Consider the following 13,366-nt stretch of genomic DNA (forward strand, 5'->3'; position numbering starts at 1 on the left):
AAAAGCTCTTATTTGTAATAGAATAGTCACTTGGAATACAAAAGATAAAAGGAGACACCGCATCATGGATGAAACAAAACAAAACAAGCGCTATGAGTTTCTGGCTAATGACCCGAACTTTAAAGTTATGCCCGTGATGGTTACGCTAATCATCGGGGCGTTTTTTGCGATATTAAATGAAACGTTACTAAACATTGCCCTAACAACACTCATGGACCGCTTTTCCGTGAATGAACCGACCGTTCAATGGATGGCAACTGGTTTTATGCTTGTTATGGGAATTATGACGCCTATTTCGGCCTTATTGATTCAATCCTTCACAACAAGAAAAATGTTTATCGGAACCATGACCATTTTCACAATAGGTACAGCCATTTGTGCCGTAGCCCCAACGTTCCCGATTCTGCTTGGGGGACGCCTGCTACAAGCAGTCGGAACAGGTGTCCTGATCCCAATTATATTTAACACATTCCTGTTGATCTTCCCGCCGGAACGACGCGGTGCGGTTATGGGTACAGTCGGCCTTGTCATTATGTTCGCACCAGCAATTGGTCCGACACTATCAGGGATCATCGTTGAACATTTAGGATGGAGATACTTATTCATTTCTGTCATTCCATTCTCTCTGTTCTCAATCGCCTTTGCACTTAAATTCTTAAGAAATGTCGGCGAAGTGACGAAACCAAAACTTGATATCCTATCCATTGTCTTATCGACAGTCGGTTTTGGTGGCGTCGTGTTAGGCTTTAGCCTAGCAGGAGAAGGAGATGCAGGCTTCCTTGCTCCGAAGGTCTATCTTTCTATTATTATTGGTGTCATCTCATTAATCCTGTTCACCATTCGTCAATTAAAGTTAGAGGAACCCATATTAGATGTACGGGTTTTCCGTTATCCAATGTTCACGCTCGGCCTAACGATGTTTGTCATTATTATGGTATCTATGTTTTCTTCGGAAATTATATTGCCGATGTATATGCAAGGAGCACTTGGACTACAAGCAGCTACCGCCGGACTTATCTTACTACCAGGCGCTCTGTTAAATGGCTTAATGTCACCGATCATGGGTAAATTATTTGATAAATACGGTCCACGAAAACTCATGATCCCAGCGACAGTTGTATTAAGTGGTACGATGTTTGCCTACAGCCGCATCGGACTTGATACATCCATTCCTTACATTGTCGTGTGTTATTTACTATTGATGCTATCGGTATCGGCTATTATGATGCCAGCCCAAACAAACGGCCTAAACCAATTACCGAAGCACCTGTATCCACATGGAACAGCCATTATGAACACCCTTCAACCTGTATCAGGCGCAATCGGGATCTCGGTCTTCATCGGTATTATGACGTCACGTAAAAATGCCTACCTAGAAAATGCGGCCAATCCTTCTACAGCAAGTACCCAAGCAGAAGCTCTTGTATCAGGGGTTGAGTTGGTATACTGGGTTGTCTTCTTCTTTGCAATTGCAGCCTTTATCGTTACGCTATTTGTACAACGCGCTACGCCAGAGCAAGAAGTTGCCACTGATGTGCAGGCTGAAACGGAATAGATTTTTGAAGCAGTTCTTTTTAGGGTGTGTATGCTCTAGGGGGACTGCTTTTTTGTTGGGGTGTGAGGGTAGTGAAGTTTGGAGGCTGGCACGAGTGGGGGAGGTGGCTCAAGCTGGGCTGCCGCGGCTCAAGTCCCGCCGTCCACGGCTCAAGTAGTGGGTGAACCGGCTCAAGTAAAGAAAAATACGGCTCAAGAAGCGAAAATAACAGCTCAAGTAGGAGTGTAAAGGCTCAAGTGAAGCGAGACCGGCTCAAGACCTTGCGCAGACGGCTCAAGTTGGGCGAAAACCGGCTCGAGCTCTACGAACGAGTCCGGGAGGGATAACAGAAAAGCGAGAAGCCGGCTCGAGTTGGGAGTTCGTGGCTCAAGTCCCTCCGCCCACGGCTCAAGCTAGCGCGCTACGACTCAAAATTATGAACAAAAACGTCTAAATAGTGACAAATGGAGAAAAGCAAAAAAATTTTCAGAAAACAGGTTGCTTTTAAAAGCATCAAATGGTTATAATACAAGTAACGAAAGCGCTTTCGAAAAGTATGAGGTGGACCTAATGGTTACAATCTATGATATTGCGAAAAAGACAGGGTTCTCTGTCACAACTGTATCAAAAGTATTAAACAATTATTCAGATGTAAGCGAAAAGACGAAGAAAGCGATTAAAGCTGCAGTGGAGGAAATGGACTATTTACCAAACTCTCATGCGAGAACGTTAACAACTAAAAAATCTTGGACGATTGGAGTAGTGTTCATCGAATCGTTAGGGATCGGTGTAAAACATCCGTTCTTTAATGCAGTAATCGAAAGCTTTAGACAAGAGGTAGAGATAGATGGTTACGATCTCCTGTTTGTTTCAAGAAATATTAGTAATCAAAAGAAAAGTTACTTAGATCATTTCAGGTATCGTGGTGTAGATGGTGTAGTCATTGTTTGTTCAACATATGATGACGAGCAAGTAAAGGAATTGATTGAAGATCCGATTCCGACCGTTGTCATAGATATGAGTAGTGATCAATCGAGCGTGGTTTATTCTGATAACTATGAAGGAAGTCGTCTTGCGGTTGATCATCTATATTCTCTAGGACATACACAAATCGCCCACATAGCAGGGCATGAATCAACTTTTGCAGGGGAACAGCGTAAGAAAGGCTTCTATCAATCTATGAAAGCTTTAAATTTAGAAGTACCTGATGAGTACGTTGTCAACGGGGATTACTTTTCTATAGAAGGCGGCGCTAGAGCTATGAAGGCATTGCTTGAATTGAACGAGCGACCCACTGCTGTATATGCAGCAGGAGACAGCTTGGCCATGGGTGCCATAAACGCCATTCAAGAGCAAGGACTCCGGATTCCAGAAGATGTATCTGTAGTGGGTTATGATGATATCGAACTTGCTCAGTACATCCACCCTGCCTTAACGACGATTCGACAACAGACCGATTTAATAGGTCAAGAATCCGCGAAACTATTATTAAAACAAATTGATTGTAAAGAGAGTCATATAGCATGTACTAAGGTACCAGTCGAGTTAATCATTCGAAAGAGTACCGGTCCTGTTGCATAAGCAGGGGAGGCTTTTAATGGATTTCATTAAAAGCTTTTGTAAAATGAATCGAAAGCGGTTTCGTGTTAGAACTTATATTTTTTAGCTTTTTTCGAAAGCGGTTTCGCGTTCAATTGGATTTATATTTTTTTAAACATTTCGAAACCGGTTTCGATTACTTGTTAGGAGAAGGTCATTGTACCTTTTTAATAAAATCTCTGTAGGGGGTAGTAAGATGAAAAAGAGGTTAAGTTGGTCTTTGTTGTTGACGTTGACTTTAGGTATAGCACTACTTGCTGGGTGTTCTGATTCAGGTTCTGCATCGGGTGATGGAGAGAAGGATGATGACGTATTGAAAGTATGGTCGTTCACGGATGAATTGAAAGAGCCGATCAAGACGTTTGAAGAGAAAAATGGCGTAAAAGTTGAATTAACGATTGTTCCGATTGCGGACTATCCTACGAAGCTTAAGCCTGTTTTAGAAAGCGGAGTTGGAGCACCGGATGTGTTCACAGGTGAGGTTGCATTCTTAAAGCAATGGACAGATCGCGATTACTGGGAAAACTTATCTCAAGAGCCTTATAATGCGGATGAGTTAGAAGGCGACTACATTGACTATGTATACGACTTAGGAAAAGATTCTGAAGGAAATGTGAAAGCGTTATCATGGCAAACGACGCCAGGTGGTATTTTCTACAAACGTAGTATTGCTAAAGAAGTTCTAGGTACAGATGATCCAGGTCAGTTAGGTGAAATGATGTCTTCTTGGGACGGGCTTTTCGAAGTGGGCGAGCAGTTAAAAGCTGAAGGTTATCGCTTGTTCCCTGATGAAGGTGCGATTCGTTGGTTTGCAAAAGGTGAAGATCCACAGCCTTGGGTAAATGAAGATGATGAATTGGTCATGACAGATGCGAAACTGAACTATTTTGATCATGCTAAGAAATTAAGAGAGAAAGATTATACAGCATTTGCTCCAGAATGGTCTCCATCTTGGAACGCTTCTATGAGTGGCCCAATCGCGTATAACGGTGGATGGGAAGAAGTAGATGAGGATGCGGCAGCAAGTGACAAGACAGAAGTATTCTCTTATGCACTACCAACTTGGGGTCTTCACAGTGTGCTGAAGCCTAACGCTGAAGACACTTCAGGCGATTGGGGCGTAACAACTGGTCCGGTACCTTATTTCTGGGGTGGAACGTGGATTGGTATTTACAGCGGATCTGAGAAGAAAGACTTAGCTTGGGACTTTGTAAAAATGATGACCCATGATGAAGAATTCTTGACAGATTGGGCGAAAGAAACAGGTGACGTGCTATCTTACAAACCTGTGAATGACAAGATCAAAGACGAATTCAGCGAGCCATTCCTTAACGGACAAAACAACTACACGTTCTTCCTGGATCAAGCGAAAAAGATCGAGCCAGGCATCGTAACGAAGTATGATCAGCAAATTGATACACTTCTTGGGGCTCAGGTACTTGAGTATGTTGATGGTAAGAAGACGAAAGAAGAAGCAATTGAAGAGTTCTACAAGCAAGTGAAAAATGCTTATCCGGAAATTAAGACACCATAAAAAGCAAGGATAGAAGAGGTGGTCCGGTCTCCCGAGTGAACTGCGACTACCTCTAATCTACTTAAGGCACTTATGTAGATAGTCTGATAGAGAGAGGGATACCAATGAAGAAGTTAAACCACAAAGGGTATTATTTTATCGCACCATTTTTCGCGATCTTTCTCGTTTTTAATATCTATCCTGTTTTGCTGACCTTTTATTACACATTTACGAGGTATGAAGGGTATGGAAAACCGGAGTTCATTGGACTCGAGAACTATACACGAATATTAACCGATGGCTACTTCTTAGAAGCCTTCATTAATACATGGAAGATCTGGGGATTAAACTTTGCGCTGCAGCTTGGAATTGCGTTGTTCCTGGCAGCACTATTCTCAGATTTACGATACCGCATTAAAGGACTCGGGTTCTTCCGAGCCGTGTTTTATCTACCGAACTTGATTACGATTAGTTCAGTAGCGATTCTATTTAACATTATGCTTGATTGGCAGCATGGTTCGATCAATATGCTCTTAATGAAAATTGGCCTTATCTCTGATCCTATTAATTGGTTGAACGAACCGGCGACAGCTCAAATTTCTGTAGCGCTGATCTTAACGTGGATGTGGTTTGGTTACACCTTTATCGTTCTTATGGCCGGTGTATCAGGGATACCTGGTGAACTTTATGAAGCGGCTTTAATTGATGGAGCGAACAGATGGCAGACATTTATTCATATTACATTACCTTTACTTAAACCTATCATGCTTTATGTCATGATTACATCACTTATTGGTGGACTGCAATTGTTTGATTTACCGATGTTAATAACTGATGGTCTCGGGGCACCTGAAGGGTCCTTAAACACAATGGTTCTTTATCTGTATAACCAAGCATTCCGCTATAACAACTATGGATATGCAGCGACAATTGCTTATGCGCTATTCCTGATCACTGTCCTATTCTCTGTAGTTACATTCCGATCCATGTATCGAACTAACGCGAAGAAAGAGGGGTAACGAGATGAAAACTGAGAAAAAGTCATTAAACGTGCCCGTTAACAAACAAGGGTTGAAGAAGAAAAGAAGTTTCTCCAGAAAGGCGATTTACACACTGTTGATCTTGTTAACGATTATCAGCATTGTTCCTTTCTATATGATGATTATCAATGCAACACGTGAGAACCAGGCCATATTGGGTGGATTCTCCTTCCTTCCTGGAAGTGCTCTCATTGAGAACTACCGCACCATGATGGATTATGTGAACATTTGGAACGGATTTAAAAACAGTTTAATCGTTTCTGTATCCGTTACGGTTCTAAGCGGTTATTTCTCAGCCTTAACGGCATTTGGATTTGCAGTCTATGATTTTAAAGGAAAGAATCTACTATTTATTTTCATGCTTCTTATGATGATGGTACCTGGACAGCTAGGGTTAATCGGTTTCTATGAGCTAAACAATGCGATTGGCACACTTGATACGTACATCCCGTTAATTGTACCGGCTATTGCAAGTCCATTTGTGGTTTTCTTCCTTCGGCAGTACCTTTCTACGACGCTACATCCTTCTTTACTTGAAGCAGCTCGTATGGACGGGGCAGGAGAATTAAAAATCTTCCACACGGTAGCATTGCCAATTATGATGCCAGCGGTTGCGACGATGTCGATCTTCACATTTATTGGCTCTTGGAACAACTATATCGTTCCATTAGTAGTCTTATTCTCGCCTGAGAAGTATACGCTACCTGTACTAATGGGATTCTTAAAAGGTTCTCAAGTAGCTACAAACTTAGGGTCAATGTATTTAGGAATTGCGATTTCTGTTGTACCGATCATGATCGCGTTTCTATTCTTCTCTAAATATATCATTAGTAGTATTTCAGCAGGATCAATTAAAGGATAAAGAAGAGGGGTTACACTATGCAGCGTTTTAAAGAAGATTTCATTTTTGGAACAGCGACATCTTCCTACCAAATTGAAGGAGCCGCATCAGTTGGGGGCCGTACTCCTTCCATTTGGGATACATTCTCCATGACACCAGGTAAGGTTCACAACGGAGATACAGGAGAAGTTGCATGTGATCACTATCACCGTTTCGAAGAAGATATTGAAATTATTAAAAGTCTTGGAGTTGATTCCTATCGTTTCTCAATTGCCTGGCCTCGTATTTTCCCTTATGAAGGGCAGTACAATCCTGAGGGGATGGCGTTTTACAAACGGTTAGCTACCCGTTTAAAAGAAGAAGGCATTCGTCCTTTCGTCACGCTTTACCATTGGGACCTCCCTCAATGGGCGTATGAAAAAGGGGGCTGGACAAATCGTGAAAGTATCGATTGGTTCTTAGAATATGCGGAGAAATGTTTTGAAGAATTAGACGATGTAGTAGATATGTGGATTACTCATAATGAACCATGGTGTGTAGCGATGCTAGGTTACTACGAAGGCGTTCACGCACCAGGGCATCAGAATTTGCAAGAATCTATTCAAGTTGCGCATCACCTGCTTCTGTCTCACGGAAAAGCGGTTGAATTGTATAAAGAAACATTACAGAAAGAAAAACCAATTGGCATTACATTAAACATGTCGCCTGTTTACCCTGCGAGCATGGAGACTCATGATTACACAGCGGCTCAAGCCTTTGATGGCTACTTGAATCGATGGTTCATTGATCCTGTCTTTAAAGGAAACTATCCTGAAGACATGAAGACGTTATATGGCAACAACGGCTGTGAGTTTGATTTCATTAAAGAAGGAGATTTGAAATCGATTTCAATATCTTGTGACTTCTTTGGAATTAACTTCTACAACCGTGCTTTAATCGAAGCGTCCAGTGAAAATCCTTTAACGTTCCAGGCGGCTCCGTCTGATTATGAAAAAACGGGGATGGGGTGGGACATTTCGCCAAATGAATTTAAAGAGCTTATTTACCGCGTGCGTGAGGAGTATACTACGTTGCCGATTTTTATCACGGAAAATGGTGCAGCGTTTGATGATGTCCTTGAAGAAGATGGAAGCGTTCATGATGAAGGGCGAAAAGGATACGTCGAACAGCACCTGACAGCCGTTGCAGAACTGAATGAAGAAGGAATGAATATTAAAGGATATTACCTCTGGTCCCTTCTTGATAATTTTGAATGGGCCTTCGGATACGATAAGCGATTTGGGATCACATACGTAGATTTTGAAACACAAACCCGTTACGTCAAAGATAGTGCCAAGCGCTATACGGATATTGTGCGATCAAGAACCATATAAGGAGGAAAAAACATGTCAAAGGTTCGAACGATTTTAACCTCTAAAGATACTGGAGACAGATTAACTGAAAAAGAATTTCTCCCTCTCGTTGATTGTAACGGAGAGGGGGACTTTACTGTTCATACAAAAGAACAATATCAAACGATTCTTGGTTTCGGGGGAGCGTTCACAGAGGCAGCAGCCTATACATTAAGCCAAATCTCTCCTGAAAAACGGGATGAAGTTATCAAGAACTACTTCCATCCAGAAGAAGGACTAGGATATACAATCGGAAGAGTGGCGATCCATAGCTGTGATTTCGCTCTTGGAAACTATACCTATGTGGAAGAGGGAGACGAAAAACTTACTACCTTTTCAATCGAACGAGAACATAAATGGGTCCTTCCCCTTGTGAAAGATGCAATGAAGGAAAAAGGCGGGGAGATCGACCTGCTAGCTTCCCCGTGGAGCCCTCCTGCATGGATGAAAAGTAACGGAGAGATGAATAACGGCGGAAAGCTTTTGCCACAGTACAGAGATGCGTGGGCAAAGTATTATGCAAAGTTTGTTCATGCCTTCCGTGAAGCCGGTGTTGATATATGGGGCTTATCGGTTCAAAACGAACCAGCAGCTGTCCAAGTGTGGGACTCTTGTATTTATTCTGCAGAAGAAGAACGCGATTTCATTAAGGATCACCTCGGACCAACCCTTGTAAGTGAAGGGTTAGAAGATTTGAAACTTGTTATTTGGGATCATAATCGCGATATTATGGTCGAGAGATCTTCCACAATATTAGAAGATCCTGAAGCTGCTAAGTATGTATGGGGCACAGGATTTCATTGGTACGTGAGCGAAGCGTTTGAAAATGTGGGGGAAGTGCACAACCGATTCCCAGATAAACATTTACTGTTCACAGAAGGATGCCAGGAAGGTGGCGTGAAGCTTGGAGAATGGTTTACAGGTGAGCGTTACGGCCGCAATATGATTGGCGACCTTAACAATTGGACAGAAGGATATATTGATTGGAATATGGTCTTAAATGAAGAAGGTGGACCAAACCATGTAGGGAATCTGTGTGATGCTCCTGTTATCGCTGATACGAAAACAGGTGAGGTTCATTACAACAGTTCCTTCTATTATATTGGTCATTTTAGCAAGTACATACGTCCCGGATCTGTAAGAGTAGGGCTTGATATAAGCCATGAATCATTACAGTCTACAGCCTTCTTGAATGAGGATGGGTCACTCGTAATGGTTGTGATGAATGAATCCGATTATAAAGAGGAATTCACGGTTAGTCGGGATCAAAAAGCGTTCCACGGAGAACTCCCACCTCATTCCATAGCAACGTACATTCTGGAACAAGATGCACAGTAAAGGAGAGGGTTTCATGGAGAGGATCATGGAAGGTATAACGTATGGCTTTGATGAGAAGGATCGATTCGAAATTGGTCAATATGATAAAGCAAAGTCTTTTTCAAGCTTTTTACCTGGCATAGCAGGTTTGGATGGGATTCCAATGTGGGCTTTCTATGTAAACAGAGGGCAGGGGATTTGTAGCTTTGGTATACAGGATAAGGATACCCCGATTATGGAATTCTCACCAGCTTCTATTGCTTATAAAAATGTGACGAATACGGGTTTTCGTACGTTTATTAAATGTGACGGTAAGGTCTATGAGCCGTTCTCCCCTAGAGCAGGGATGGATACTGTCGAGCGAAAAATGACAGTAGAAGCGAATGAGCTTCGGATCCAGGAAGTTCATAACGGGTATGGAATCGAAGTGAACGTTGTGTACTTCACGATGCCTGGAGAGGACTTTGCCGCCCTAGTACGACGAGTGGAGATTGTGAATTTGCGATCTGAGAAGCGAGATATTGAAGTCATTGATGGCTTACCTGAAATCCTCCCATACGGAGTTACGAACGCTGCTTATAAAGAAGTAGGGAATCTAACACGTAGTTGGATGGAAGTGTTTAACCTGGAGAGTCGTATTCCTTACTATAAAGTGCGTGCGAGTATGGAAGACGTTGCCGAGGTACGGGAGGTACAGGGAGGCCACTTTTATCTCTCATTTTCAGATGAGGAGGTGGTGTTGCCTCCTATTATAGATGCGAATGTAATCTTCGGAAGCGAGCAATCCCTTCAGTCCCCTGAACGTTTCCTTACGCATTCTGTTGATGAACTTCTAAGTACTGTTCAGCGTGCGACCAATAAGGTTCCATGTGGTTTCTCGGCTGTGAAGAAAACGCTGAATCAGGGAGGAACATTACATCTTAACACATTAATTGGACACGTATCAGATGCTGAGAAGATTCATAGAAAACAAGATAAGCTAACACAAACACAATTTATCGATCAGAAGCAACAAGAAGCAAGACTACTTGCCGAAGATCTAACGAGTGCCATTCAAACGAAGACCTCATCCCCAATATTTGATCAGTATTGCCGTCAAAGTTACCTTGATAATGTCCTTCGGGGAGGGTTACCTCTTGTTTTAGATAATGGAGGGGAGGGCTTTATTTATCATGTGTATTCAAGAAAGCATGGAGACCTTGAAAGGGACTATAACTTCTTTAAGCTAGCTCCTGAATACTATTCACAAGGGAACGGAAACTTCAGGGATATGAATCAAAACCGTCGTAACGACCTTTACTTCAACCCGAAAGTCGGTTCGTTCAACGTGCGCATGTTTATGAACTTTATTCAAGCTGACGGATACAATCCTTTGTTAGTAGAAGGATGTCAATTTGAGGTTAAAGCTGAAGATAAAGTGAAGCTCGTACAAGAAAACGTTGTAAACAAGCAAGAAGAGTTTGATGCTCTACTAGATCAACCTTTTACCCCAGGGAAGTTAATGACCTTCCTAAAAGACGAAGAAGTCAAACTAAAAGGTGATGTAGAAGAGGTGTTTACCTCTGTTCTAAAGTATGCTGAACAAAGAATGGAAGCAAGCTTCGGTGAAGGATACTGGGTAGATCACTGGACGTATAACATGGACTTGATCGATAACTATTTATCAATTTATCCAGATCAAGCAGAAAGACTACTGTTTAAAGAAGATCGTTATCGTTTCTTTGATAGTCCGGTTCGTATTGCTCCAAGAAAAGAGAAGTATGTGTTAACCCCTAAGGGTGTAAGACAATACGAAGCTGTTCATGAAGATGAAGAGAAAGAAAATCAATTAGGCATTAGTCGTAATGACACGAACTGGTTGAGAACGAACAATGGCAAAGGCGAAATTTATGAAACAACGTTAATCGTGAAGCTCGCATCATTAGCGCTTAACAAATTCTCTTTATTAGATGCTGAGGGAATGGGCGTTGAGATGGAGGCGAACAAGCCAGGGTGGAATGACGCGCTTAATGGATTACCTGGATTGGTAGGTTCTGGCATGAGTGAAACATTTGAACTGAAAAGACTCCTAACATTCCTTATTTCTTCATTAAAACGAGTCGACCAAGGGATTCTGATTCCAGTAGAGATGCATACACTTCTGCATGGAGTATATGAGAATGTGCGCCTGTGGGAAGATGGAGAGATAACAAACATCCAATATTGGGATCGTGTTGCTTCCCTTCGTGAGGCATACAGAGAATCTATCCATTTCGGAATTGATGGACAAGAAAAATCTGTAGACCATGACAATATCCTTACAGCACTCATTCATTTCTTAAATAAAGTTGAAAAAGGGATTGAAAAGGCTAAGAAATTCGGAGAAGGTCTTTATCCCACTTACTTCTATTATGAAGCTTCAGATTATGAGATTATAGAAGGAGCAAAAGGTGAAGGCGGTTACGACCGGGTTGACGTGAAAAAATGGGACACACATGTATTGCCAGCTTTTCTTGAAGGACCTGCAAGGGCAATGAAAGTAATGAACGATGCAGAGGACATCCACGATCTCGTTCGTCAGAGTGACCTGTATGATCAAGACATTCATATGTTTAAGACTTCTGTGAGTCTAGAGGGGCAGTCGAATGAAATTGGTCGTATTAAAGCTTTCACACCAGGTTGGCTAGAGCGAGAATCTGTCTTCCTTCATATGTCGTATAAATATTTATTAGCTTTACTAAAGGCTGGATTATACGACAAGTTTTATGAAGAAATGCATGATAGCCTGGTGCCTTTCTTAGATCCAGCGGTTTATGGAAGAAGCACACTCGAGAATTCTTCTTTCATTGCAAGTTCTGTTAACCCTGATCCTACTTTGCATGGGCAAGGGTTTGTGGCCAGGTTAAGCGGATCGACGGCTGAATTCTTAAGTATGTGGAAATACATGATGATGGGGAGAGGTCCTTTCACTATGAGGGATGGTGAATTATGTTTAGTATTCTCTCCTATTCTTCAAGGTGATTTGTTTACAGATGAAGGAGAAGTATCCTTTACGTTCTTGGGTCAGACAAAAGTGACCTATATCAACCCAGAGCGGAAGAATACATTTGGTGATGACCGAGTAACCGTCAAACAAAGTGTGATTGTGTATGAAGATGGTGAACAAGTAACCCTTAAAGGACAAGAGATACAAGGATCTCATGCCAAAGCAATAAGAGAAGGTAAAGCGACTTCAATTACGGTGTATCTTGTATAATTTTTGAAAAGAGCTCTTTAGGAGCTCTTTTTTTGATTTATCTGAAACTTACTGGTTCTAATGTCGTATATATAGGTAGGAGGATAGAAGTAAAGATGCTTTATAGTGTAAATTTGCAATAATGATGGAAAAACAACACTCTACTTACATAAAATATGATAAAATAGTAACGGTTTTGCATAATGGAACATTGAGGAAATTCATCATACATAGTATCTAAAACATTTGAACTAGTGTACAAAGAGGGTAGAAAGGGTTAGATTATGACAGAACAACAAATTCGCACAGTTGTACAACAACTATTATACGATATGCAAGGGCTGAAAACGAAAGTTAGAGAACTAGAAGACGAAGTAGAAAGTCTTAAACATAATCAATCAAGAAAACGAGATTCTCAAGAGGACCTAGAAGGTGTTCCGGTTAGTGGGCTTATCATTCATTACTTACAACGAATAGGAGTTCCTTCACACATCAAAGGATACCAATATATCCAAAAAGCTGCTTCGCTTGTCTTCGAGGACCCCATTTACTTACAGAAGATGACAAAGGCTCTTTACCCTGAGATCGCCAACGCTTATGGAACGACATCGAGTAGGGTCGAACGCGCCATTCGTCATGCGATCGAACAAGCATGGAAACGAGGGAGCAGTAGTCTATTTTCCCAGTGGCTAGAATGCCCTGAACAGGTATTTGAACAAAAACCTTCTAACCGATTGCTCATTACACTTCTTGTGGACAAGATTCATAAAGACAGAACCGGTGAGCGTATCCTTTATCAGGAAGTAAATATGTAACATAAAAGGACCGCTCATGGAGGGTCCTTTTTTTGTGTTTCCATAAGTCGTAGAGCTATTGTTAAATTGGCAAGAATGTAACAGAACCTTCTCGTAAAAGAT

General features: G+C 41.7%; 10 protein-coding genes. All 10 read left to right on the plus strand.

Annotated elements, in window-relative coordinates; translation table 11 throughout:
* The first annotated feature begins 64 nt into the window (after positions 1-64).
* Positions 65-1,555, plus strand: coding sequence for an MDR family MFS transporter (locus ACYX4O_RS07015; RefSeq protein ID WP_476355816.1), 1,491 nt, complete (start codon positions 65-67; stop codon positions 1,553-1,555).
* Positions 1,556-1,633: 78 nt separating this feature from the next.
* Positions 1,634-1,783: a hypothetical protein gene (locus ACYX4O_RS07020; protein ID WP_476355818.1), complete on the plus strand. Its 150-nt coding sequence runs from the start codon at positions 1,634-1,636 to the stop codon at positions 1,781-1,783.
* A 321-nt stretch (positions 1,784-2,104) separates the two neighbouring features.
* Positions 2,105-3,115 (plus strand): LacI family DNA-binding transcriptional regulator, encoded by a 1,011-nt coding sequence (locus ACYX4O_RS07025; RefSeq protein ID WP_476355820.1) that lies wholly within the window; start codon positions 2,105-2,107, stop codon positions 3,113-3,115.
* A gap of 214 nt (positions 3,116-3,329) precedes the next feature.
* A complete protein-coding gene (locus tag ACYX4O_RS07030) occupies positions 3,330-4,667 on the plus strand; it encodes an ABC transporter substrate-binding protein (protein WP_476355822.1) in 1,338 nt (445 codons plus the stop codon).
* A 104-nt stretch (positions 4,668-4,771) separates the two neighbouring features.
* Positions 4,772-5,665, plus strand: coding sequence for a carbohydrate ABC transporter permease (locus tag ACYX4O_RS07035; protein ID WP_476355824.1), 894 nt, complete (start codon positions 4,772-4,774; stop codon positions 5,663-5,665).
* A gap of 4 nt (positions 5,666-5,669) precedes the next feature.
* Entirely contained in the window at positions 5,670-6,548 is an 879-nt protein-coding gene (locus tag ACYX4O_RS07040; protein ID WP_476355826.1) for a carbohydrate ABC transporter permease, read from the plus strand.
* 17 nt (positions 6,549-6,565) lie between these two features.
* Positions 6,566-7,900, plus strand: coding sequence for a GH1 family beta-glucosidase (locus tag ACYX4O_RS07045; protein ID WP_476355828.1), 1,335 nt, complete (start codon positions 6,566-6,568; stop codon positions 7,898-7,900).
* A 12-nt stretch (positions 7,901-7,912) separates the two neighbouring features.
* Positions 7,913-9,256: a glycoside hydrolase family 30 protein gene (locus ACYX4O_RS07050; protein ID WP_476355830.1), complete on the plus strand. Its 1,344-nt coding sequence runs from the start codon at positions 7,913-7,915 to the stop codon at positions 9,254-9,256.
* Between the two features lie 13 nt (positions 9,257-9,269).
* Positions 9,270-12,470, plus strand: coding sequence for a cellobiose phosphorylase (locus tag ACYX4O_RS07055; protein ID WP_476355832.1), 3,201 nt, complete (start codon positions 9,270-9,272; stop codon positions 12,468-12,470).
* 263 nt (positions 12,471-12,733) lie between these two features.
* A complete protein-coding gene (locus tag ACYX4O_RS07060) occupies positions 12,734-13,264 on the plus strand; it encodes a sporulation initiation factor Spo0A C-terminal domain-containing protein (RefSeq protein WP_476355833.1) in 531 nt (176 codons plus the stop codon).
* The last annotated feature ends 102 nt before the right edge of the window (positions 13,265-13,366 follow it).

The organism is Pontibacillus sp. ABV4_188 (assembly GCF_056311905.1).